The 23,507-nt window shown below is 68.1% G+C and carries 18 protein-coding genes; 13 read left to right on the top strand and 5 right to left on the bottom strand.

All coding sequences use genetic code 11. The features are described 5' to 3' along the window. Positions 1-70: 70 nt before the first annotated feature. The 4 genes from SB786_RS30115 to SB786_RS30100 all read right to left on the bottom strand — a co-directional run bounded on the left by SB786_RS30115 (position 71) and on the right by SB786_RS30100 (position 4,010). Positions 71-562 carry an Lrp/AsnC family transcriptional regulator gene (locus tag SB786_RS30115; RefSeq protein WP_006749694.1) on the bottom strand — a complete coding sequence of 164 codons (492 nt, stop codon included), beginning with the start codon at positions 560-562 and terminating at the stop codon, positions 71-73. A gap of 86 nt (positions 563-648) precedes the next feature. Then, positions 649-2,049: an aspartate aminotransferase family protein gene (locus SB786_RS30110; RefSeq protein ID WP_410730639.1), complete on the bottom strand. Its 1,401-nt coding sequence runs from the start codon at positions 2,047-2,049 to the stop codon at positions 649-651. A gap of 161 nt (positions 2,050-2,210) precedes the next feature. Continuing rightward, entirely contained in the window at positions 2,211-3,137 is a 927-nt protein-coding gene (locus SB786_RS30105) for a 2-hydroxyacid dehydrogenase (protein ID WP_410730638.1), read from the bottom strand. Positions 3,138-3,149: 12 nt separating this feature from the next. Continuing rightward, the gene (locus tag SB786_RS30100; protein ID WP_410730637.1) at positions 3,150-4,010 is read right to left on the bottom strand and encodes a GNAT family N-acetyltransferase; all 861 of its coding nucleotides are present in this window, start codon (positions 4,008-4,010) and stop codon (positions 3,150-3,152) included. 478 nt (positions 4,011-4,488) lie between these two features. On the opposite strand from SB786_RS30100, the gene SB786_RS30095 reads away from it, so the two are divergent. From SB786_RS30095 to SB786_RS30035, 13 genes are all read left to right on the top strand, one after another. After that, a complete protein-coding gene (locus SB786_RS30095; protein WP_410730636.1) occupies positions 4,489-5,157 on the top strand; it encodes a haloacid dehalogenase type II in 669 nt (222 codons plus the stop codon). An 803-nt stretch (positions 5,158-5,960) separates the two neighbouring features. Beyond that, positions 5,961-7,547, top strand: coding sequence for an ABC transporter substrate-binding protein (locus tag SB786_RS30090; protein WP_410730635.1), 1,587 nt, complete (start codon positions 5,961-5,963; stop codon positions 7,545-7,547). A 91-nt stretch (positions 7,548-7,638) separates the two neighbouring features. Next, positions 7,639-8,592, top strand: a complete 954-nt coding sequence (locus tag SB786_RS30085) for an ABC transporter permease (RefSeq protein ID WP_410730634.1) — start codon at positions 7,639-7,641, stop codon at positions 8,590-8,592. 30 nt (positions 8,593-8,622) lie between these two features. Then, complete coding sequence (locus tag SB786_RS30080) at positions 8,623-9,582, top strand: ABC transporter permease (RefSeq protein ID WP_410730633.1); 960 nt, start codon at positions 8,623-8,625, stop codon at positions 9,580-9,582. Further along, the gene (locus SB786_RS30075; RefSeq protein WP_410730632.1) at positions 9,582-11,447 is read left to right on the top strand and encodes an ABC transporter ATP-binding protein; all 1,866 of its coding nucleotides are present in this window, start codon (positions 9,582-9,584) and stop codon (positions 11,445-11,447) included. Before SB786_RS30080 ends, SB786_RS30075 begins: the two co-directional genes overlap by 1 nt. Before the next feature lie 195 nt (positions 11,448-11,642). Continuing rightward, complete coding sequence (locus tag SB786_RS30070) at positions 11,643-12,920, top strand: NAD(P)/FAD-dependent oxidoreductase (RefSeq protein ID WP_410730631.1); 1,278 nt, start codon at positions 11,643-11,645, stop codon at positions 12,918-12,920. An 86-nt stretch (positions 12,921-13,006) separates the two neighbouring features. Next, complete coding sequence (locus SB786_RS30065; protein ID WP_410730630.1) at positions 13,007-13,507, top strand: helix-turn-helix domain-containing protein; 501 nt, start codon at positions 13,007-13,009, stop codon at positions 13,505-13,507. Positions 13,508-13,625: 118 nt separating this feature from the next. Then, positions 13,626-14,360 (top strand): cupin domain-containing protein, encoded by a 735-nt coding sequence (locus SB786_RS30060; protein ID WP_410730629.1) that lies wholly within the window; start codon positions 13,626-13,628, stop codon positions 14,358-14,360. A gap of 2 nt (positions 14,361-14,362) precedes the next feature. Next, positions 14,363-15,688, top strand: a complete 1,326-nt coding sequence (locus SB786_RS30055) for an NAD(P)/FAD-dependent oxidoreductase (RefSeq protein ID WP_410730628.1) — start codon at positions 14,363-14,365, stop codon at positions 15,686-15,688. 137 nt (positions 15,689-15,825) lie between these two features. Next, the gene (locus SB786_RS30050; protein WP_410730627.1) at positions 15,826-17,103 is read left to right on the top strand and encodes an NAD(P)/FAD-dependent oxidoreductase; all 1,278 of its coding nucleotides are present in this window, start codon (positions 15,826-15,828) and stop codon (positions 17,101-17,103) included. Further along, the gene (locus tag SB786_RS30045) at positions 17,100-18,569 is read left to right on the top strand and encodes an aldehyde dehydrogenase family protein (protein ID WP_410730626.1); all 1,470 of its coding nucleotides are present in this window, start codon (positions 17,100-17,102) and stop codon (positions 18,567-18,569) included. The genes SB786_RS30050 and SB786_RS30045 overlap by 4 nt, the downstream gene beginning before the upstream one ends. Positions 18,570-18,600: 31 nt before the next feature. Continuing rightward, positions 18,601-19,788: a M20 aminoacylase family protein gene (locus SB786_RS30040; RefSeq protein WP_410730625.1), complete on the top strand. Its 1,188-nt coding sequence runs from the start codon at positions 18,601-18,603 to the stop codon at positions 19,786-19,788. A 169-nt stretch (positions 19,789-19,957) separates the two neighbouring features. Continuing rightward, positions 19,958-20,860 (top strand): GNAT family N-acetyltransferase, encoded by a 903-nt coding sequence (locus tag SB786_RS30035; RefSeq protein WP_410730624.1) that lies wholly within the window; start codon positions 19,958-19,960, stop codon positions 20,858-20,860. Positions 20,861-20,885: 25 nt separating this feature from the next. On the opposite strand, the gene SB786_RS30030 is transcribed toward SB786_RS30035, so the two are convergent. Next, positions 20,886-23,105: a LamG-like jellyroll fold domain-containing protein gene (locus SB786_RS30030; protein WP_410730623.1), complete on the bottom strand. Its 2,220-nt coding sequence runs from the start codon at positions 23,103-23,105 to the stop codon at positions 20,886-20,888. Between the last annotated feature and the right edge of the window lie 402 nt (positions 23,106-23,507).

Here is a 23,507-nt window from a genome sequence, read left to right as displayed (position 1 = left end):
GGCGCGGGCGCGCGACTATCCGACGCGGACAGCGAACTGCCACGCTCATGGGTGCCGCACGCTGCGGTAGTCAGTGACGTTCGCCGAACAGCGATTCGAGCGGATAGTGCCGTTTGACGAACGGCGACTTGATGATCACGTAGCTGAAATACTTCTCGATGCCGATGTTCTGCTCGAGCAGCCCTTCGACGATCGTCTGGTAATGGCTCACGCTGCGCGTGATGAACTTCAGCAGATAGTCGTAGCCGCCGCTCGCGAGATGGCACTCGACGATCTCGTCGACGTTGCGGATCGCCGCGACGAAGCGGTCGAAGTCCTCGCGGCGGTGGTCGGCCAGCGTGACCTCGGTAAACACGACCTGCACGTCGCCGAGTTTCTCGAGCTGGATGTGCGCGCCGTAGCCGCCGATGTAGCCCGCCTTCTCGAGCCGCTTCACGCGGATCAGGCATGGGCTGGGCGACAGCCCGACCGCATCGGCCAGTTCGACGTTGGTCATGCGGCCGCGCTTCTGCAACTGGGAGAGGATGCGCAGGTCGATGCGATCCAGCTTGCTGTCCGTCATGTTCACGTGAGAGCGGAAAAATGGAATGTCCGGTTACTTTAGAGTCGAACGATGGCCGCCACAAGCCCGGCTTTCCCTCGGCTGGCTCAGGCCGGCTGCGCGTGCGCGGCGTCGAGCGCACGCTGCACGCCCGCGTCGGCCAGCACGTCGTCGAGCGTCTTGCGCACGCGTTCGAACAGCAGGTCGAACTCGCCCGCGGTGAAGCTCAGTGCCGGCGCGAAACCGAGCACGCCGTCGCCGAATGCGCGAAACACCACGCCGTTCGCGTAGGCGGCCGCCGCGATCCGGTCGGGCACGTTCAGCGCCGCGTCGAAGCGCGTCTTGCGCGCCTTGTCGGACACCAGTTCGAGCGCGCCGAGCAGGCCGATCGAGCGCGCGTCGCCGATGAGCGGATGCGCGCGCAGCGCGTCGAGCCCCGCCGCGAAGCGCGGCGCCATCGCCTGGCCGTTCGCGAGCAGCCCGCCTTCGTGATAGAGCTTGAGCACCTCGAGGCCGATCGCCGCGCTCACCGGGTGCGCGGAATACGTATGCCCATGACCGACCACGGCCGACTCCGCACCGCTGCCCGCGATGCCTTCGTAGATTTCGTCGGACATCAGCACCGCGCCCATCGGCGCATAGCCGGCGGTCAAGCCCTTCGCGACGGTCATCAGGTCCGGATCGACCTGCTCGCCCTCGCACGCGAACAGCGGGCCCGTGCGGCCGAAGCCGGTGATCACCTCGTCGGCGACGAACAGGATGCCGAGGCGCCGGCATGCGTCGCGCATCGCCTTCAGCCAGCCGGGCGGCGGCACGATCACGCCGCCCGAGCCCTGCACGGGCTCGCAGAAGAATGCGGCGACGTTGTCCGCGCCGAGCTCCGCGACCTTCGCTTCGAGCGCGGCGACCGACGCGGCGATCAGCGCCTGCGGATCGTCGCCGAGCGGGTGGCGATACGGGTAGGGCGACGGAATATGGTGCTGGTCCGCGCGCGGCACGTCGAAATGGCGGTGGAACACGGGCAGCGCGGTGAGCCCCGCGCCGATCGACGACGAACCGTGATAGCCGCGCTCGAGCGCGATCATCTGCTTCTTCGACGGGCGGCCGGTCGCGTTGAAATAGTGCGTGATGAAGCGCAACGCGGAATCGACCGCATCCGAGCCGCCGAGCGTGAAGTACACGCGGTTCAGCGACGGCGGCGCGAGCGCCGCGAGCCGTTCGGCGAGCTCGATCGCGGGCTGCGAGCCGAAATGGAAATAACCGGTCGCGTAGGGCAGCTTCTTCATCTGCTCGGCGGCGGCCTTCACGATGCTGTCGCGGCCGTAGCCGACGTTCACGCACCACAGGCCCGAGAACGCATCGAGCAGCGTATGGCCGTCGCCGTCGCGCAGGAACACGCCGTCGGCGGATTCGAGCACGGTGACGCCACGCGCCTCGTGCGCGCGATAGTTGACGACGGGGTGGATCAGGTGTTGACGATCGGCTTCGATCAGCGCGGCTTGGTTCATGGCAGGGCGGGACTCTCGTCGGGTGTCAGCGGTGAGTCCATGCTACCGGGCGAGAAATCCGCACGCGTCTTCAATTTGTCGCCCGAAACGTATGGTCGCGGCGTTTGCACGGGGCGCTTCGGCATTTTCTGCTGCGCGCCCCGCCGGGCCGGGCGAACGCGTCAGTAGCCGCGCGCGCGATCGACGATGCCGATCATCGGCTGTCCTGCCCGATGGCGCGCGAGGTTCTCGAGCACCGCGTCGACCGCGGTGTCGGGCCGCGTCGCGCTCGCGATGTGCGGCGTGATGCGAATGCGCGGATGCGTCCAGAACGGGTGGCCGGCAGGCAGCGGTTCCGGCTCCGTCACGTCGAGGATCGCGCTGTCGAGCCGGCCGCTGTCGAGTGCGGCGAGCAGCGCGGCCGCATCGAGCTGCGGGCCGCGCCCGACCTGCACGAGCGATGCGCCGGCCGGCAGCGCATCGAACACGCGTGCGCCGAGCAGCCCGCGCGTGCTGTCGGTGAGCGGCAACAGGCAGATCAGGATGTCGGTGCGGGCCAGGAACGTGTCGAGCGCCGCGTCGCCCGCGTAGCAGTCGATGCCGTCGAGCGTGCGCGGCGTGCGGCTCCAGCCGGCGCACGGGAAACCGAAGCGCCGCAGCGTGTCGAGCACGGCCTGGCCGAGCGTGCCGAGCCCGAGCACGCCGACGCGCCGCGACGCGGCCGCGCGCACCGGCTTCTCGCACCATGCCTGGACGCGCTGTTGCGCCGCATAGTCGAACAGGTCGCGGTGGATCGTCAGCACCGCCTGCGTCACGTATTCGACCATCCCTTCGACGATGCCGGGCTCGATCATCCGCACGACCGGGATGTGTGCCGGCACGCGCGACAGGTCGAACTGATCGATGCCGGCGCCGACCGAGAACACGACCTCGAGGTTGGGCAGCAGCGCGACCGGGTCGTCCGGCGGTTGCCATGCGGCGAGGTAGCGCACGTCGTGCGGATCGCCGAGATCCGGCCAGATCCGGAACGTGAGGTCGGGCGCGCGTTGCGCGAAGCGCTGTGCCCATTGCGCGCCGCGCACCGGGTCGGCCTTGTACAGGAAGCTCATCGTGCGTGCCGCTCAGCCGAGCGCCTGATTGACGATCGCGAACGCGCGCAGCGCCGGATCGCGCGCGGGCGCCGCACCGCGCGCCATCGCGACGACGGTATCGACACGCGGCAGGCCGAGCCCCTGCAGCCAGTCGGACAGCCCGCTGTCGCCCGGCACGTCGAGGCGCACGAACATGCCTTCGTGCAGCGCGAGCCAGTGGCTGATCAGCGCCTGCGCGCGCAGCGCGTCCGGCGCGACCACCGGGCCGATCGCGTGGCCGCGGCCGAAGCGCCGAAACAGCGCGAAGCCGAGCAGTTCGCCGTCGCGATCGAGCGCGATCCCGTTCGCGACGTCGAGCAGCGCATCGATCACCGCGCCGCGCGCGTAGCCGGCCGCGCGCGATGCGAGCGCCGCGAGGCGCGGCCCGTCGTTCGTGCCGAGCGGGCGCAGGCGCTCGCCCGGCGGCAGCGAGATCAGCGGCGGCTGGAACGCAGCGCCCTGGTGCTGGTCGATCGTGGCGATCGCCTCGAAGCCGAACTTCATATAGAGCGGTTCGCCGGACGGCGTCGCATGCAGGAATATCGTGCGCGCGCCGAGACTCTCGACGACGCGCGCGAGCAGTTCGCGGCCGATGCCGCGGCCCTGGCGCTCGGGCGACACGATCACCATGCCGAGCGACGCATGCGCGTCGTCGAAGCGCCAGCCGAGCGCGGTGCCGACGACGCCGGATGCGTCCTCGGCGACGAAGCCGCCGCCGAGCTGGAGCGCGAAGCGCCAGTCGTCGAGGCGGTGCGGCCACTTGACCGCTTCCGACAGGCGGTGCGCGGCGGGCAGGTCGGTGTCGACGAACGGGCGATAGGTAAGCGTGCGGGAAGGATTGAGGTCGGCCACGCCGGACTCCGGAGGGGTAGAAATGACCTATCGACTCTGCCAGCGACCCAGGGGCGCGGATAGGACGATTCGCCTGTTTTCCGGCGGCGGCGGGCGGTCGCGCGAGATCGATGCAAACCGGCTCGATCGGCCCGGGCGAACGCACGCGTCGTGCCGGCCGCGCTCGTCATTCCGACAGCTTGTGCTGCATGAACGCCGGTACGATGGGAGCACGGTGGCGCGGCGGCGGTTGCCGCGCCGCACCGCGTGGCGGCCGTGCCGGGCATGCGCGTGGCGGTGTCGCGAGCCCGTCGGCCGGCCGGCACGCACCGCCCGGGAGCGCACCGCAGATCGTGCCGTGCAGGGCGCGCAACACGCGGCGATCGTGCGTTTCGGACGGCATCGAACGACGTGCGACGGACTTTTTGCCCTGATTCAATTTCATACAACCCAGCCCGTCCCCGGCCCTGCCGGGGCTTCACACCGACAGGACGTCACCATGATCCAATTTGAACCGAAGTTCATCACGTTCGACTGCTATGGCACGCTGACCCGTTTCCGGATGGCCGAGATGGCGCGCGAAGTTTACGGGGACCGGCTCTCGCCGGTCGTGCTCGAGGAATTCGTACGTGCATTCGCCGCCTACCGGCTCGACGAGGTGCTCGGCGCGTGGAAGCCGTATCGCGACGTCGTCGTCAACGCGATCCGGCGCACGTGCGAGCGGACCGGCGTGAAGTTCGACGAAGCCGAGGCCGAGCGCTTCTATCTGGCGGTCCCGACCTGGGGCCCGCACCCGGACGTGCCGGCCGGCCTGTCGCGGCTCGCCAGCAAGTACAAGCTCGTGATCCTGTCGAACGCGATGGACGACCAGATCATGAGCAACGTCGACAAGCTCGGCGCGCCGTTCCACGCCGTGTTCACCGCGCAGCAGGCGCAGTCGTACAAGCCGCGGATGCAGGGCTTCGAATACATGTTCGGCAAGCTCGGCTGCAAGCCCGAGGACGTGCTGCACGTGTCGTCGAGCCTGCGCTACGACCTGATGACGGCCGAGGATCTCGGCATCAAGCACAAGGCGTTCGTGAACCGCGGTCACGAGCCCGGCACGCCGTTCTACAACTACTACGAAGTGTCGGACATCGGCCAGCTCGCGACGCAGCTCGGGCTGTAAGCGACGCCCGTGCCGACGCGGGCCGCGTGCCGCGCGCGCGGCCGTCGGGATGCACGAAGGGGGCGGGCGCGACGTCCGCTGCCCCGTTACGCGTCCGATCGGCGCACGAATCGCGGGTAATTACCGATCCGCGGCCGTTGTGCGACGCGGTGGTCGACGGAACGTACGATCAACGGCCGCATCGACAGCGAGGCATGCCGCGCCGGAATGGCCCGGGCGTATTTCGCGCTTGTCGAACATGCTGTCGCTGTCGCGTCCTCGCTGGCCGAACAGGCGACGGCCAAGCCACGCCATATCCGCGTTCCGGCTGGCTGCCCGTCGGCTGCGGGCCGTGTGCCGGCACCCGCCGGCAGGCACATCACTTCGCCTCCCTGACGCCACGCCGGCATGTGCCCGGCGTGCGCGGCACCACGAACCGCATCTCGGCAGCCAATCACGGCCAGCGCGCTCGCCACGTGTTCGCGCCCCGCGGCGGGTCATCCGGCCGTATCCCGTTCGCTCGTCAAAGCCGCTTCGACGCCGCTGCAATCTTCTGAACTTTCACGCGTCGCGTGTCGGCGCAGCGCGGCATCAAGCAAACCGCTGCACGTTGCACGCACGCAGCAAATCATGCTGCGCGGGCGGCCCAAAACGGTCGAATCGTGTGGTGCAGCCGCCCCGAATCGCGACAACCCGCATTTTGGCGGTGCTTAAATGAACTCAATGCGCATGACGTTGCGCTCGCCACCAGCAGGCGGGCGCGGCGGGTTTATCGAACCAGGCTGGACCCCACGACCCACTTTACACAGTCAGGAGCAGTTCTGATGAGCGACGATTTCGACAACGGCGGCGAGAAGGGCGGCTTCACGCGCCGCGACATGATGCGGGTCATGGCGGCGAGCGGCATGATGGCCGCCGGCGGCGGCGGACTGCTGCTCGGCACGCAGCCGGCGTTCGCCGCACCGGCGCCCAAGCGCGGCGGCAAGATCCGCGTCGCGAACGAATCCAGTTCGACGGCCGACACGCTCGACCCGGCCAAGGGCTCGACGGGCGCCGACTACATCCGGTTCTTCATGTTCTACAGCGGCCTCACGCAGCTCGACGCGAGCCTCACGCCGCAGATGAACCTCGCCGAGTCGCTGCAGACCACCGACGCGAAGACGTGGGTCATCAAGCTGCGCAAGGGCGTCACGTTCCATGACGGCAAACCGGTCGCGCCGGCCGACGTGGTGTATTCGCTGCTGCGCCACAAGAACCCGAGCACCGCATCGAAGGTCAAGACGATCGCCGACCAGTTCACCGATGCGAAGGCGACCGGCCCGGACGAAGTCACGCTCACGCTCGCCAGCGCGAACGCGGACCTGCCGGTGATCCTCGCGACGCCGCAGCTCGTGATCTGCAAGGACGGCACGACCGACTTCGCGACCGCCATCGGCTGCGGCCCGTACAAGCTGAAGTCGTTCAAGCCGGGTGTGTCGACCGTCGGCGTGCGCAACGACAGCTACTTCAAGCCCGGGATGCCGTATCTCGACGAGATCGAGCTGATCGGCATCAGCGACAGCGCGGCGCGCCTGAACGCGCTGCTGTCGGGCGACGTGCACCTGATCAACGCGATCGATCCGCGCTCGACGCAGCGGGTCGCGTCCACGCCGGGCTATGCGCTGAAGGAAACCAAGTCGGGCTTGTATACCGACCTGATCATGCGCAGCGACAACCCGATCACCGCGAACCCCGATTTCGTCGAAGGCATGAAGTACCTGTTCGATCGCGAGCAGATCCGCTCGGCGGTGTTCCGCGGCTACGCGGTCGTCGGCAACGACCAGCCGATCCCGCCGGGACATCGCTACTTCAACGCGTCGCTGCCGCAGCGTCCGCACGATCCGGAGAAGGCGAAGTTCCTGTTCCGCAAGGCGGGTGCGCTGGGCGTCACGCTGCCGCCGGTCTATGCGACGTCGGATGCGAACGGCTCGATCGAGATGGCCGTGCTGATGCAGCAGGCCGGCCAGAAGATCGGGCTGAACCTGCAGGTGAACCGCGTGTCGCCCGACGGCTACTGGTCGAATCACTGGATGAAGCATCCGCTGGGCTTCGGCAACATCAACCCGCGTTCGAGCGCCGACGTGCTGTTCACGCAGTTCTTCAAGTCGGATGCGCCGTGGAACGAGTCGGGCTGGAAGAACCCGAAGTTCGACCAGTTGCTGCTCGCCGCGCGCTCGGAGACCGACGATGCGAAGCGCAAGCAGATGTACGGCGAGATGCAGGCGCTCGTCGCGCAGCAGTGCCGAATCGGCATTCCGGCGTTCATCAGCTTCCTCGACGGCTACGACAAGCGGCTCGCGGGCCTCGGTTCGATCCCGACCGGCCCGATGATGGGCGGCATGTTCGCCGAGCACGTGTGGTGGAACGCCTGACGCGGCCGCTTGCCGCCGCCGCTTGCCGCCGCGTGCGACCGACGCGAATCACCGCGTCGGCCGCCCGCGGCTTTTCCGGGAGTGCGACTCCATGAATCGAATCCTGCTCGGGCTGATCGGCCGGCGCATCGCGGTCACCGCGCTGACGCTGCTGATCGTGTCCGCGATCATCTTCACGATCACGAACCTGCTGCCGGGCGATGCCGCGCAGGCGGCGCTCGGCCAGTCCGCGACGCCGGAGACGGTCGCCGCGCTGCGCCAGCAGTTCGGGCTCGACATGCCGGCCCACGTGCGCTACCTGCACTGGCTCGGCGGATTGGCGCACGGCGATTTCGGCCGTTCGCTGTCGGGTGACATGCCGGTGTCGGCGATGATCGACACACGCCTGCCGAAGTCGCTCGCGCTCGCGGCGATCACGACCGCGGTGTCGGTGCCGATCGCGCTGCTGCTCGGCATCCTCGCGGCCGTCAAGCGCGAGTCGATGGTCGACCGCGTGATCAGCCTCGGCACGCTGTCGCTCGTCGCGACGCCGGAATTCCTGATCGCGACGGTCGCCGTGCTCGTGCTGGCCGTGAAGCTGCACTGGCTGTCCGCGCTGTCGTACAGCGGCCCGATCGAAAGCCTGCACGATTTCCTGCGTGCGTATGCGATGCCGGTTCTGACGCTGTGCGCGGTCGTGATCGCGCAGATGGCGCGGATGACGCGCGCCGCGGTGATCGAGCAACTGAGCGCGTCGTACGTCGAGATGGCGGTGCTCAAGGGCGCGAGCCCCGCGCGCGTCGTGCTGCGCCATGCGCTGCCGAATGCGATCGGGCCGATCGCCAATGCGATCGCGTTGAGCCTGTCGTATCTGCTCGGCGGCGTGATCGTCGTCGAGACGATCTTCAATTATCCGGGCCTCGCGAGCCTGATGGTCGATGCCGTCGGCAACCGCGATTTCCCGCTGGTCCAGGCGTGCACGCTGATCTTCTGCGTCGCCTACCTGACGCTCGTGCTGTTTGCCGACCTCTGCTCGATCGTGTCGAACCCGAGACTGCGGACCTGAGCGTCCCGTCCTCCTTCCGAGATGCCGACCATGCACCCGACCGAACCCGTTCAACGCAGTAGCGCGCTGCCGCCGTCCGACGAACCGCGCCCACCGTGGGGCGGCGCGCCGCCGCCCGCGGCGCCCGCCCCCGAACAGCCGCGCAAGCGTCGCGCCGCGCGCATGCGGCTGACGGCCGGCGGCCGCGTCGGCCTGTCGATGGTCGCGCTGATGCTGTTCATCGCCGCGTTCGCGCCGCTGCTCGCGCCGCACGACCTCGGCGCGATCGTGACGCCCGACGTGTTCGCGCCGTTCAGCGCGAAGCTGCCGTGCGGCTCGGACTTCCTTGGCCGCGACATGCTGAGCCGGATCCTGTACGGCACGCGGCTGACCGTGCTGCTCGCGCTCGCGGCGGTGCTGCTCGCGGCGGTGACCGGCACGACGCTCGGGCTCCTCGCGACCGTGTCGGGCCGCGCGGTCGACGAAACGATGAGCCGGCTGCTCGACGCGCTCACGTCGATCCCGTCGAAGATGTTCGCGCTGATGTTGGTCGCCGCGTTCGGCTCGTCGCTGCCGCTCCTGGTGCTGACCGCCGCGGTGAGTTACATGCCGGGCTCGTACCGGATCGCGCGCGCGCTGGCGGTCAACATCAGCACGCTCGAATTCGTGCAGGTCGCGCGCGCTCGCGGCGAGAGCGCGCTGTACATCGCCTGCTTCGAGATGCTGCCGAACATGATTCACCCGATGCTCGCCGATACCGGGCTGCGCTTCACGTTCGTCGTGCTGCTGCTGAGCGGCCTGAGCTTTCTCGGGCTCGGCGTGCAGCCGCCGTATGCGGACCTCGGCTCGCTCGTGCGCGAGAACATCGCCAGCCTCGGCGACGGCTCGGCCGTCGCGATCATGCCCGCGGTCGCGATCGCGATCCTGACGGTGGGCGTCAACCTGTTGATCGACGGCCTGCCGCATCGCGGCCGCCGCAAGGGCGCGGCCGCGGCCGCGGGAGAACACTGATGCGAGATGAATCGACTCCGCTCGTGGAGGTGCGCGGGCTGCGCGTGGTCGGCGGCCGTCCGGGCGGCGTGGAAACGACGATCGTCCACGACGTCGACTTCGACGTCGGGCGCGGCGAGGTGCTCGCGCTGATCGGCGAGTCGGGTTCCGGCAAGACGACGATCGCGCTGTCGCTGATGGGCCATGCACGCGCCGGCTGCCGGATCGCCGGCGGCTCGGTGAAGCTCGGCGGCACGGACGTATGCACGCTGTCCGCGCAGGCGCTGACCGCATTGCGCGGCCGCAAGGTCGCGTATATCGCGCAGAGCGCGGCCGCCGCGTTCAACCCGTCGCGCACGATTCTCGACCAGGTGATCGAGAGCGCGCTGATCCACAGGACGATGACGAAGCGCGATGCGCAGGCGAAGGCGGTCGAGCTGTTCCGCGCGCTCGCGCTGCCCGAGCCGGAGACGATCGGCAAGCGCTATCCGCACCAGGTGTCGGGCGGGCAGCTGCAGCGGCTGATGGCCGCGATGGCGCTGATCACCGATCCGGAACTGGTGATCCTCGACGAGCCGACGACGGCGCTCGACGTGACCACGCAGATCGACGTGCTGCAGGCGTTCAAGAACGTGATCCGGCGCTACGGGATGAGTGCGGTGTACGTATCGCACGATCTGGCGGTGGTCGCGCAGATGGCCGACCGGATCGTCGTGTTGAGCGACGGCCAGATCCGCGAAGCGGGCGAGACCGAACAGATCCTGCACGCGCCGGCGCACCCGTATACGCAAAGCCTGATCGCGGCCGTCACGCCAGGCGCGGTCGAACGCGATGCGAAATTCGCGCAGGCCGAGCCCGCACCGCTGCTCGACGTGCGCGGCGCGATCGCCGGCTACGGCGGCCGGACCGCGAAAGGCTGGCCCGCGAAGGTGATCCTGCACGAAGTGGACCTGCGCATCGGGCGCGGGCAGACGGTCGGCGTGATCGGCGAATCGGGTTCCGGCAAGACGACGCTCGCGAAGGTGATCGCGGGCCTTGTGCCGGCGACGGCCGGGCAGATCCTGCTCGACGGCGAGCCGCTCGCGCTCGACATCGGCAAGCGCTCCAAGGAGCAGCACCGCCGCGTGCAGATCGTGTTCCAGAACGCCGATACCGCGCTGAACCCGGTGCATACCGTCGAGCGCACGCTGGCGCGGCCGCTCGCGTTTTATCACGGGATCAAGGGCGCGCGGGCGCGGCAGCGCGTCGCGGAACTGCTCGACCTCGTGCGGCTGCCGCAGGCGGTGGCCGCGCGGCGCACCGGAGAGCTGTCCGGCGGGCAGAAGCAGCGCGTGAATCTCGCGCGCGCGCTCGCGGCCGAGCCCGACCTGATCCTGTGCGACGAAGTCACGTCGGCGCTCGACACCGTGGTCGGCGCCGCGATCATGGACCTGCTGCGCGACCTGCAGGCGAAGCTCGGTGTGTCGTACGTGTTCATCACGCACGATATCGCGAAGGTGCGCGCGATCAGCGACGACATCGTCGTGCTGTACGCGGGCCGTCGTGTCGAAACCGGCAGTCGCGATGCGCTGTGCGCGCCGCCTTACCACCCGTATTCGCATCTGCTGGTGTCGTCCGCGCCGGAGCTGCGCGCGGGCTGGCTCGACGATGCGGCGGAGCGTTGCCACCGGCCGCTGGTGCCGATCGGCGAGCGCGAGAACGAGGCCGAGCTGTGTCCGTTCCTGTCGCGCTGCGCGATGCGCGTGGACGGCGTGTGCAACCAGACGGCGCCCACGCTGCGCACGCTCGGGAACGGCGCGAAGGTGTTGTGTCATCGCAGCGAGGAGGATCTCGCGCGCTTCCAGGCGGAGCCGATTCCCGCTGGTGTCACGCCGGTGAAGCTGTAGTGCGTGGCGCGCGAACCGTTCATCGCGCGGTGCGGTGAACGGCCCGCCGCATAGTCTGCCGCGGCGGTCGCGCAAAACGGCAATTTGTACGCGTGCCGCGCGCGAATACGCGGCAACTGCGGTTTTTGACGGTGATTAAATGATTCTCATTGAACGGTCGCCGATCGTCATTGCCGGCATGCAAAGAAGGATCCGATGAAACTGGAATCGTACTGGCTGGATACCCGCCCCGCGTTTCGCGCCGGCAGCGAAGGCCCCGTCGAGGGACGCGCGGACGTCGTCGTGATCGGCGGCGGTTTCACCGGCTTGTCGGCGGCGCTCGCGCTCGCGCAGCGCGGCGTGTCGGTGGTCGTGCTCGAAGCCGCGCAGGTCGCGGGCGAAGCGTCCGGCCGCAACGGCGGCCAGTGCAATACCGGCGTCGCGCAGGACTATGCGTCGCTCGCCGCGCGCATCGGTGTCGAGCCCGCGAAGCGGTTCTATCGCGCGTACGAAAGCGCGGTGAAGAGCGTCGAGACGATCGTCGCCGAACAGGCGATCGACTGCGATTTCCGGCGTGCGGGCAAGCTGAAGCTCGCCGCGAAGCCGCAACATTTCGCAGGGCTCGCCAGGACGTTCGACGCGTTGCGGCACGATGTCGATCCGGACATCGAATTGATCGAGCCGGCGCGGATCCGCGATGAAGTCGGTTCCGACGGTTTTTACGGCGGCCTGTTGCAGCGCAACGGCGCGCAGATGCACATGGGCAAGTTCGGCGTCGGGCTCGCGCATGCAGCGGTGCGAGCCGGCGCGCGCATCTACGAGCACGCGGCCGTCACGCAGCTCGAGCGGCTCGACGGCGAGCGCCACACGATCACCAGCACGCGCGGCACGATCGTTGCCGACCGCGTGCTGGTCGCGACCGGCGCATCGCAGCTCGGGCCGTTCGCATGGTTCCGGCGGCGCATCGCGCCGGTCGGCAGCTTCATCGTCGTCACCGAGCCGTTGCCCGACGCGCAGTTGAACCGGCTGTTCCCGCATCGTCGCGCGTATGTGACGTCGCGCCAGATCGGCAACTACTTCCGCGTGACGCCCGACAACCGGCTGCTGTTCGGCGGCCGCGCGCGCTTCGCGATGTCGAGCCCGCGCTCGGACGCGAAAAGCGGCGACATCCTGCGCGCCGGCATGGCCGGCTATTTCCCCGAACTGGCCCACGTCCGGCTCGATTACTGCTGGGGCGGGCTGGTCGACATCACCGCCGACCGGCTGCCGCGCGCGGGCCAGCACGACGGACTCTATTACTCGATGGGCTACAGCGGCCACGGCGTGCAGATGGCGGTGCACATGGGCCGCGTGATGGCCGACGTGCTGTATGGCGCGGCCGCGTCGAACCCGTGGCGCGAGCTCGACTGGCCGGCGATGCCCGGCCATTTCGGGCACGCGTGGTTCCTGCCGATCGTCGGCGCGTATTACCGGATGCAGGATTTCCTGCACTGAAGCGAGCGCCCAGGAGGATTCGACATGAAAGTGCGTTTCGTTGGTCCGTTCGCCGTCGTGCAGGCGGCGACATGAGGGCGGCGAGCATGGCTGTTCCGTTCCACGATCCGGTCGACGGGGCGACGCCGCGCCCGGCGCGTGTCGCGCGGCCCGTATCGGCGGCGATCGGCGACGTGCTGCGCACGATCGACGCGTCGTTCGCGCAGCCGCTGAACCTCGACACGCTCGCGGCCGTGGCCGGGTTGAGCGTGTCGCGTTTCACCGCGCGTTTTCGCAGCGAAACCGGGCTGTCGCCGCACCGGTATCTGTGCCTCGTGCGTGTGCGGCGTGCGCAGGACTTGCTGCGCACCGGTCTCGCGCCGTCGGTCGTCGCGACCGACGTCGGTTTCTTCGATCAGAGCCATCTGTGCCGGCATTTCCGGCGAGTGCTCGGGATCACGCCGGGTGGTTACGTGATGGCTCGGCCGGGTAGGCCGCCCGCGCGAACTTCGCCGACGCGCACGTCGCAAACGCGCACGTCGCAAACGCGCACGTCGCAAACGCGCACGCGTGCCGAACGCGGCGAAGCGTCGTGTCACGTCGCGTAGGCGCCAAGCGCGGGCCGCGTACCCGTACGCAGATTTCCGGCTCGAAGCCGGCGAACGACGATTTCCGATATCGCGCGACGGCGCTCGACCGGCCGCCGCGCACTGCACAGGAGCAGGAATGACCGCAGCTTTCGTGTTGCACCGTGCCGACGGCACACTTTCTTCAACCGCGTTTCGCAAGCTTGCGTTCGGCGAGAACGATCCTTTCGCGCGACATCGGGAGATCGCGTGGGAAGGGCCCGACGCGATGGCCGCGGGGCGGATCGGCTTCGTCGGCGAACTTGACGTCGCGAGTTTTCCGCACATCGAAACCCTCGTGGTCGTCGAAGGCGAGTTGACGCTGGAAGCGGCCGGGGCCGCGCCGCTGGTGCTCGGCCCGCGCGAGGGCGTGGTGATCGGCGGCGGCACCGCGCTGCGCATCACCGCGCAAGCGCCCGTGCTGTTGACGTTCTGCGCGGCCGCGTGCACGAACCCGACGAAGCGCGGCCTCTTCGCGCTGCGTGCCGACGCCGATTTCAAGCCGTCGTCATCGCTGCCCGCGGAGGTGCTGCTCGGGCCGGCGCCGCAATGCCGCAGCGACAACGTATTCGTCGACGACGGCGCCGGGTACTGCGCGGGCACGTGGGATTCGACGCCCTATCACCGGATCATTCGCCCGCATCGCGTGAACGAATTCATGCTCCTGCTGGACGGCGGCGTCCGTTTCGCCGCGCCCGACGGCAGCGTCCTGTCGCTCGGCGCCGGCGACGCGCTGTTCGTGCCGCGCGGCGCACCGATCGGCTGGGAAAGCAGCGAACGCGTGGCGAAATTCTACGTCGTGCAAAACGTCCAAGCATCAATCGACCGAGACTGAACATGTCCCCTCCGCTGCGCCATATTGAAACTTCGCCCACGCCACCGGCTTCGGCCGACGTCGTCGTGATCGGCGGCGGCATCATCGGCGTCTTCACCGCCTACTACCTCGCCCGGCGCGGGGTGTCGGTCGCGCTGGTCGAGAAGGGCCGCATCGGCGCCGAGCAGTCGAGCCGCAACTGGGGCTGGTGCCGGCAGCAGAACCGCGACGCGCGCGAGTTGCCGATGGCGAGCAAGAGCATCGACCTGTGGGAACGATTCGCCGCCGAATCCGGCGAAGACACGGGCTTTCATCGCTGCGGACTGCTGTATTTGAGCAATGACGACGAGGAGCTGTCCCGCTGGGCCAGCTGGGGTGACTTCGCGAAGACCGCAGGCGTGACGACGTACATGCTCGACAGCAAGCAGGCCGCCGAGCGCGGCCACGCCACCGGGCGGGCGTGGAAAGGCGGCGTGTTCTCGCCGAGCGACGGCACGGCCGACCCGGGCAAGGCCGCGCCGGCCGTGGCCGCCGCGCTGATGAAGCTCGGCGGCAGCGTCCACCAGCACTGCGCCGCGCGCGGCATCGAGCTGGAGGGCGGACGCGTCAGCGGCGTCGTCACGGAAGCGGGCGTCATCAAGACCAGGACGGTCGTGCTCGCCGGCGGCGCATGGGCGTCGTCGTTCTGCCGCCAGCTCGGCATTCGTTTTCCGCAGGCGTCGGTTCGTCAGTCGATCCTGAGCGTGTCGCCCGTCGCGCAGCCGCTGCCGGATGCGCTGTATACGTCCGGCGTGTCCATCACGCGCCGCAGCGACGGACGCTACGCACTCGCGATCAGCGGCCGCGCCCGCGTGGACCTCACGCCGCAGTTCCTGCGCTTCGCGCCGCAATTCGTGCCGATGTTCGCGAAGCGCTGGCGCAATCTTCAGCCGGGCGGCCTCGAAGGCCTGCGCGGCGGCCACGAATCGCTCAAGCGGTGGCGGCTCGATGCGCCGACGCCGATGGAGGCGGTGCGTATCCTGGATCCGAAACCCGATATGCCGACGGTCACCGAAACGTACCGCCGCGCGGTCGAACTGCTGCCCGAGCTGCGCGACGCAACGATCACGCACGCATGGGCCGGGTTCGTCGACAGCACGCCGGACGGCGTCCCCGGTATCGGCGAAGTGCCGGGCGTGCCGGGATTGATCCTGGCGGCAGGCTTTTCCGGGCACGGCTTCGGCATCGGCCCCGGCGCCGGTCACTTGATCGCGGATCTCGCCACGGGCGCGCAACCGCTCGTGGACCCAGTGCCGTATCGGCCGAGCCGGTTCGGCGATTCCGCATGGGGCAAGGTCGCCGATTTCTAGTCCGCGGTCGTCACCGGAACGATGGTGGCGGCCTTGGAACGATGCGTTTCGATCCGGACGGCGCGCGAGCGGCCGGATCGATGTGGTGAATGCTCGCCGCGCTGTGCAGCCTGGTGCTGCCGACATTGGAGTGCGTGATGCGTTTCGGTTCCTACTGGCTCGATACGTCCGAGCCGTTCGTGAGCCGCTCGACCGAGCGGCCTGACGGAAGTTGCGACGTGGTGGTGGTGGGCGGCGGGATCACGGGTTCGGCGGCGGCGCTCGCGCTGGCGAAGAAGGGCGCGCGTGTGGTCGTCTGCGAAGCGGGCACCGTCGGGCAGGCGGCGTCGGGACGCAACGGCGGCATGTGCAACAACGGCTTCGCGCAGGACTACGCGTTCCTGTCGCAGCGCATCGGCACGGAACTGGCGAACCGGTTGTATCTCGCGTTCGACGCGGGCGTCGACACGGTCGAGCGGCTGGTCAGGGAGGAGTCGATCGATTGCGATTTCGCGCGGCGCGGCAAGCTCAAGCTCGCGGCGAAGCCCGAGCACTACGACAAGCTCGTGCGAAGCCACGCGCTGCTCGCCGCAAGCGTGGACCCCGACACGCGCCTCGTGACGAAGGCGGAACTGCGCGACGAGATCGGTTCGAACCGCTATCACGGCGGCCTGATCTTCGAGAAGAGCGCCGGGATGCACGTCGGTCGCTATGTGCGCGGCCTGGCGAACGCCGCGCAGGCGCGCGGCGCGCACATTCTCGAGCATGCGCCGGTGCTCGGCATGACGCGGGAGGCGGGCGGCGCCTACGCGGTGCGAACGCCGCTCGGCGAGATCCGTGCGCGCCAGGTGCTGCTCGCGAGCGGCATCTCGCAGGTCGGCCCGTTCGGCTGGATCCGGCGCAGGATCGTGCCGGTCGGCGCGTTCATCATCGTCACCGAGCCGTTGCCGCGCGAGCTGCTCGACCGGTTGCTGCCGACCCGCCGGATGGTCACCGACACCAAGAACTTCGTCAATTTCTTTCGCGTCACGCCCGACAACCGGATGCTGTTCGGCGGGCGCGCGCGGTTTGCCGCGTCGAATCCGCGCTCCGACGAAAAGAGCGGCGCGATCCTACGGCAGCAGATGGCCGCCGTGTTTCCCGAGCTGGCCGACGTACGCATCGACTACTGCTGGGGCGGGATGGTCGACATGACGGCCAACCGGCTGCCGCGCGCGGGCGAGCGCGACGGCGTTTACTACTCGATGGGCTATAGCGGCCACGGCACGCACATGGCCACGCTGATGGGCACGTTGATGGCCGAGATCATGGACGGACGCGCCGATCTCAATCCGTGGAAAAGCTTCGACTGGCCCGCGATTCCCGGCCACTTCGGCAAGCCGTGGTTTCTGCCGTTCGTCGGCGCATGGTATCGACTCAAGGACAGGCTGCAATGAATTCACTCGTCAATTCACCGGTTCGTCACCTGTTGGAAGCAGGCAGGCTCGATCGCTTCTTCATCGACGGCGACTGGGTGTTACCCGACGGCGGTGACCGGTTCGCGGTCGTTTGCCCGTCCACCGAAGACACGCTGTGCGACATCCCGCTCGGCACCGCACGCGATGCCGACCGCGCGGTGCAGGCCGCGCGCCGCGCGTTCGAACGCTGGGCCGCGACCTCGCCGCAACAACGCGCCGCGCTGCTCGACCGCGTGCATGCATTGATGCTGGAGCGCGCGGAATGGTTCGCCACGGCGCTCGCGCTCGAAATGGGCGCGCCGATCGGTTATGCACGCGGCGCCCATGTGCCGCTCGCGGCCGAACATATCCGCGTCGCCCGCGACAATCTGGCCCGCTACCCGTTCGTCACGCAGCGAGGGACGACCGCGGTCGTACGCGAGCCGATCGGCGTATGCGCACTGATCACGCCGTGGAACTGGCCGATCTATCAGATCACCGCGAAGGTCGGCCCGGCGCTCGCGGCAGGCTGCACGGTGGTGCTGAAACCCAGCGAGCTGTCGCCGCTCAGCGCGCTGCTGTTCGCGGAAGTGATCGCCGATGCGGGCGTGCCCGCGGGCGTGTTCAACCTGGTGAGCGGCAGCGGCGAGGCGGTGGGCGCCGCGCTTTCGTCGCACCCCGAGGTCGACATGGTGTCGATTACCGGGTCGACGCGCGCGGGCGTGCTCGTCGCGCAGGCGGCGGCCCCGACCGTCAAGCGCGTCGCGCAGGAGCTGGGCGGCAAATCGCCGAACATCGTATTGCCGGATGCGGACCTGCAGCAGGCCATTGCGCCAGGCGTGGCCGCCGCGTTCCGCAACATGGGGCAATCGTGCAGCGCGCCGACCCGCATGATCGTGCCGCGCGACGTGCTCGGCGCGGTCGAGGAACTGGCCGTCGCGGCAGCGCAGCGGCTGATCGTCGGCGATCCGTTCGACGACGCGACGACGCACGGGCCGCTCGCCAATCGCGCGCAGTTCGGCCGCGTCGCGCAGATGATCGACACGGGCATCGACGAACGGGCGAAGCTGATCGCCGGCGGCCCGGGACGGCCCGCGGGATTCGACCGCGGCTTCTATGCGCGGCCGACGATCTTTTCCGAGGTTCGCACCGACATGGCGATCGCGCAGCAGGAGATCTTCGGTCCTGTTCTTGCGATCCTTCCTTACGATACGGTCGACGAAGCCGTCGCGATCGCGAACGACACCGTCTATGGGCTCGGCGCGCATGTGCAGGGCGCCGACAAGGAACGCGCACGTGCGGTGGCTGCGCGCATCCGGTCGGGGCAGGTGCATCTGAACTACCCGGCATGGGATCCGCAGGCGCCGTTCGGCGGCTACAAGCAGTCGGGCAACGGTCGCGAGTACGGGATCGAAGGGATGGAGGAGTATATGGAAATCAAGTCGATCGTCGGCTTTTACGACTGACGCAGCCGTCAACTTTCCGAAGGTGCCGAAATTGGAAAACCCCGTCATCCCCGACACGTCGCTGCAAGCGCATCACGCGCACTGGGCGAAGCTGCGCCGCGACCTGCATGCGCATCCCGAGCTGCGATTCGAAGAACACCGGACGGCCGACGTCGTCGCCCGCGAGCTCGACGCGCTCGGCTATGCGGTGTCGCGCGGGCTCGGCGGCACGGGCGTCGTGGCGAGCCTGCCCGGCGCGGATCCGGGCCGCGGTATCATCCTGCGCGCCGATCTGGATGCGTTGCCGATCCATGAAGCCAACGACTTCGCGCATGCGTCGTGCACGCACGGGATCATGCACGCGTGCGGCCATGACGGCCATACCGTGATGTTGCTCGGCGCCGCGCGCGTGCTGAAAGCGTTGCCGCAACTGCCGGGCACCGTCCATTTCGTGTTTCAGCCGGGGGAAGAGGGCGGCGCGGGCGCGCGCAAGATGATCGACGACGGGCTGTTCGAGCAATGTCCGACGGAGGCGGTATTCGGCATGCATAACTGGCCCGGTTTGCCGGCCGGGCATTTCGGGTTGCGCACCGGCCCGATCATGGCCGCCGGCTCGCGGTTCAGGATCACGATCACCGGCAAGGGCGCGCATGCCGCACAGCCGCACCTGGGCATCGATCCCGTTCCGCTCGCGTGTTCAATGGTGCTGCAGTGCCAGACGATCGCCGCGCGGCACAAGGATCCCGTCGACCCGGCGGTGATTTCCGTCTGCATGTTCCATGCGGGCACGACCGACAACGTCATTCCGGACACGGCCGAGCTGCGCGGGACGATCCGCACGCTGTCGTCCGCGTTGCAGCAACAGCTGCAGCGCGACGTGCGGCTCATGTGCGAAGGGCTGGCGGCGGCTTATGGCGCACAGGTTGACGTCGAATTCTTTCAGTACTACCCCGCAACCGTCAACACGCCGGCCGAGACGGCACTGTGCGAGGCGGTGATTCGCGACACGTTCGGCGACGAACGCCTGTACCGCGACGTGCCGCCGAACATGACGTCGGAGGACTTCGGCTTCATGCTGGAGGAGCGCCCGGGCGCCTACGTGCTGATCGGCAACGCGCCGGTCGGATCGGCGTCGCCGGCGTTGCATCACCCGAAATACGATTTCAACGACGACATCATTCCGGCCGGCGTCCGGTACTGGGTGGCATTGGCACGGCAGTATTTCGCGCGATTGCCGTGAAGCTGTGCATGATGCACGCCCGGTCGACAGGTGAGCCGCATTGAATGTGCATGCGCGTACTTGGCATTAATTTTTTATTAATGGCGCATTTATAGATCGTTAGGCCCAGGAAAATCATTCCTTCCTATAGTCGGGTTGTGAAACTGCGCCATTTCGAAGGATGAATTTGATGAACGACGAACACGTGATGAACGCTTCCCGCGCCGCGACGGCGCTGCACTACCGACGGTTTACCGCGGCCGACGTCCCCGCGGCCCACGCACTGTCCATGGCGCTTCGCTGGCCGTTCAGGGCGGAAGACTGGCAGTTTTCCGCGGACACCTCGATCGCGTTCGCGGCCGAGGAAAACGGGGTGGTCATCGGTACGGCGATGTGCTGGAAGTACGGTGCGGACCGTGCTGCGATCGGACACGTGATCGTGTCGTCCGAGCATCAGGGCCGAGGGATCGGCCGCGCGCTGATGGAGATACTCATCGACGAGTTGGGGCAGCGCATCGTGTTTCTGCATGCGACGCCGGCCGGCCAGCCGCTCTACGAAAAGCTCGGTTTCAACGTGTGCGGATCGCTGGATCAATATCAAGGGAACGTGAGTCGGCCCGCGGCGGTTGCGCTGCCCGACGGCGCTCGATTGCGCGCCGGCACGCCTGCCGATCTGAGCCGCTTCGTCGAGCTGGACGCGCGTGCTTCCGGCCTCGAGCGCGACGCGCTGCTGTCGGCGTTGCTGAAGCGGGGAGAAAGCGTCGTGCTCGAGCACGATGGCGAGATCGCCGGATTTTCAGTGCTGCGCCGCTTCGGTCGCGGTTACGTCATCGGCCCGGTCGTCGCACCGCGTTCGAGCGACGACGCGCAGGCGAAGGCGCTGATCAGTCACTGGCTGAGCGCGCGGGAGAATGAATTCGTTCGCATCGACGTTCCGTCGGGGACGAGTTTGCCGGACTGGCTCGACGCGCAGGGATTGAAACGCGTCGACACCTGCTCGAAGATGGTTCGCAACGCGCCGGCCGACGCGCACCGCGGCGCGACCGATCCGGTATGTGGGCAGTACGGTTTGATCAGTCAGGCGATGTTGTAGGCGCCGGCCGCGCGCCCGGCAAGCATCACGCCCCCTGCGCGAGCGCCTTCACCTGTTCGGCCGACATCGCACCGCGATAAATGCGGAATTCGTCGATCAGGCCGTTGAAGAACGGATCGCCCGGATACTGCGAACGTCCGATCCAGTTCTGCGCGGTTTTCCCGATGCGCCAGGGCGCGAAGATCACGTCGTTCGCCGAGCCGATCGCAGCGCCGTTCAGATAGAGCGTCGCGGTGTCGGCCGCCAGCGTGACGGCGACGTGCGCCCATTGTCCCGCCGGCAGTGCCGCGTTGCCGTCGATCGTGCGCTCGCCATGCCCGCCATTGGTGGTGATCGCGAAGCGCATCGTGCCGCCGTGGCTCTTCGGCGTGACGAACAGATAGCGGCCGGTGCCCGAACCGAAATCGAAGATGCGCGCCCACGTCTGGCCGCCTCGCCAGTTGACCCAGGCCGCGATCGTGAAGTCCGACACGTCCGCGACGATGTCGTTCGGCAATGCGACGTAGCCGGTCGAGCCATCGAGCGACACCGCATTGCCCGTTTTCCCGGGCCCGCGCGATGCGCCGCCAACGAGCGTGCCCGCATGACCGTTGCCGCTCGCGTCCGCCGCGCTCGTGCCGCCCGTCTCGTCGAACGTCAGCAGCGTATGCAGTTGCAGGGCCGTCGATGCGGCCACTTCCGCCGAATTAGCGGATTCGCCCGATGCGGTGCGCGCGCTGATCACGTAGTACCAGACGCCCGCGGCCGGGTGGTCGGTATACGTCAACGGATCGACGATGCCGGTCGCGATGGTGGTGTACGGCCCGCCCGCGGTGGCGGCACGCTTCACGTCGTAGCTGGCCGCGTTCGCGATGCCCCACCACGACAGCACGACGTGCCCGGCGGCCGGCCACGCGGTCACGCCGCTCGGTGCGGTTGCGGGTGCAACGGGATCGCGCGTGCAGGTCAGCGTGCCGTAGCCGAGCTGGTCGTAGCCGCCGCTCGTTTCGCCGTAGTTGCCGCCGCCGCCTTCGGGCTGGATCGCGCGGGCGAACTTCGCGGACCACGGTGCGCAGAGTCCCCTGCGGTTCACGTAATGGTTGTAGACGAGCGCCCAGCATGGACGAATCGCGCCTTGGCTGCCGGTCGAGAATTGCGCTTGCGTGACGTCGACGTTGGCGTAGCGCGCGTACGGCACCGCGGGAAACGTCCCGTCTGGCTGCACGAGATTCGCTTTTGCAACGTATTCGGCGCCCGCGAGGAAGCGGTTGTTGTCGTGGCCGTACAGATCGATGCCCTGGTTCCACGCCATTTCGCAGATCGCGCCGGCGAGCGCGATGCCGAGCGTGTTGTGCCCCTGGTCGCGGCCCGATTCCTGCCATTGGCCCAGATGGCCGGGATGCAGGTAATAGACGGCTTGCGCGATCGCGCCGTTGCCCGCGCCGTCGATGAAATAGTTGACGGCTTCGTCGAACTTCGCGTGGTCGTCGCACAGCACGCCGATCGCCATGATCGACGCGATGTTGCACAGGTCCCAGTTCGCCCAGTAGTGCGTGATGTCCGTGTTGTTGTGGCGATTCAGGAAGTCGGCGTTGATCGGGTAGAACTTGTCGGCCATCATCGCGCGGAACGCGGCGAAGTCCGCCGCGGCCCAGCCGGGATAGGTGCGCATGATTTCGCCGGCGTTCGCGAATTCGTACCCGTAGAGGCCGGCGGCCAGGTCGACGTTCGAATCGCCGGCGAGGTTCTGCAGCGTCGACGACCACGCGTTCATGATTTGCACGGCCTTGTCCGCATATGCGGCGTTGCCCGAGACCTTCCAGCGCAGCGCGCACGCATAGGCGGCCGCGATGTCCCTGTACAGCACCGGATAGTTTTGCGCGCCGGTGCCGCCGCGCGTGACGACGGCTTGCGGGCGCGGCGACCACGACAGTTGCGCATGGCTGTTCGCAATCAGCGTGTTCCAGCCGTCGCGCCACGGCGACGCGGCCGCCGCGACCTTCTGCGCGATCCGGTCGAAATCGGCTTGTGTGTGCAGCAGCCCCGGATGGACGAACGCCGCGCGGGTCGTGACGGCGGCCGTGCCCGTCGCCACGCGCGCGAGCGCATGGTTGCCGGCCGCCGCTGCCGCGGTCGTGACGCCGCGGATGTTCTCGCTTGCGCCGGTGCCGTTGCATGCCGACAGCGCGAGCGCTCCGACGCTGTAAAGGAAGGTGCGCCGGGAAACGCGCGCGCCCGATTCAAGCAGGAGAGGAGTGTCGTGCATGTCGCGTTCGTTCCTTGACGAGTCTGACGGGAGGCCAGCGATGTCGCGCGGCGAAATCAGTCATCGCATGACGACGCGGATTGTAACGGAATGGAGTGCGATCAGGACCACGAATGGGTGGCGTCATGCCCAATTTTTCGATAGCTGATTGTCGCGCTCCGGTTGATTAACATGCTAAGAAAACGGAAAAAAAATGGCGATTGATACGTTTGCGAGATATGATCGTCGCCGGCATGCTGGGAGCGGACTTTTCAGGTGTGCAGAGCGATAGATTCCCACTATTTCATACGGTCGTCACACGACGGATGACGAGGCCGGGTTTTATATGGTTCTTCACGGATTACCGGGATAGGCGGCCTTGATCTTGAGGAAGAAGTAAGCGCTGTCGCGGTAGCCGTAGGC

The organism is Burkholderia sp. SIMBA_062 (assembly GCF_046534765.1).
Lineage (GTDB): Bacteria > Pseudomonadota > Gammaproteobacteria > Burkholderiales > Burkholderiaceae > Burkholderia > Burkholderia ambifaria.
This window is presented reverse-complemented; position numbering and strand designations above follow the sequence as displayed.

Coding starts and splice junctions, on each gene's coding strand:
- SB786_RS30115 (WP_006749694.1), bottom strand. CDS start 562: ATGACGGACAGCAAGCTGGATCGCATCGACCTGCGCATCCTCTCCCAG.
- SB786_RS30110 (WP_410730639.1), bottom strand. CDS start 2,049: ATGAACCAAGCCGCGCTGATCGAAGCCGATCGTCAACACCTGATCCAC.
- SB786_RS30105 (WP_410730638.1), bottom strand. CDS start 3,137: ATGAGCTTCCTGTACAAGGCCGACCCGGTGCGCGGCGCGCAATGGGCA.
- SB786_RS30095 (WP_410730636.1), top strand. CDS start 4,489: ATGATCCAATTTGAACCGAAGTTCATCACGTTCGACTGCTATGGCACG.
- SB786_RS30090 (WP_410730635.1), top strand. CDS start 5,961: ATGAGCGACGATTTCGACAACGGCGGCGAGAAGGGCGGCTTCACGCGC.
- SB786_RS30085 (WP_410730634.1), top strand. CDS start 7,639: ATGAATCGAATCCTGCTCGGGCTGATCGGCCGGCGCATCGCGGTCACC.
- SB786_RS30080 (WP_410730633.1), top strand. CDS start 8,623: ATGCACCCGACCGAACCCGTTCAACGCAGTAGCGCGCTGCCGCCGTCC.
- SB786_RS30075 (WP_410730632.1), top strand. CDS start 9,582: ATGCGAGATGAATCGACTCCGCTCGTGGAGGTGCGCGGGCTGCGCGTG.
- SB786_RS30070 (WP_410730631.1), top strand. CDS start 11,643: ATGAAACTGGAATCGTACTGGCTGGATACCCGCCCCGCGTTTCGCGCC.
- SB786_RS30065 (WP_410730630.1), top strand. CDS start 13,007: ATGGCTGTTCCGTTCCACGATCCGGTCGACGGGGCGACGCCGCGCCCG.
- SB786_RS30060 (WP_410730629.1), top strand. CDS start 13,626: ATGACCGCAGCTTTCGTGTTGCACCGTGCCGACGGCACACTTTCTTCA.
- SB786_RS30055 (WP_410730628.1), top strand. CDS start 14,363: ATGTCCCCTCCGCTGCGCCATATTGAAACTTCGCCCACGCCACCGGCT.
- SB786_RS30050 (WP_410730627.1), top strand. CDS start 15,826: ATGCGTTTCGGTTCCTACTGGCTCGATACGTCCGAGCCGTTCGTGAGC.
- SB786_RS30045 (WP_410730626.1), top strand. CDS start 17,100: ATGAATTCACTCGTCAATTCACCGGTTCGTCACCTGTTGGAAGCAGGC.
- SB786_RS30035 (WP_410730624.1), top strand. CDS start 19,958: ATGAACGACGAACACGTGATGAACGCTTCCCGCGCCGCGACGGCGCTG.
- SB786_RS30030 (WP_410730623.1), bottom strand. CDS start 23,105: ATGCACGACACTCCTCTCCTGCTTGAATCGGGCGCGCGCGTTTCCCGG.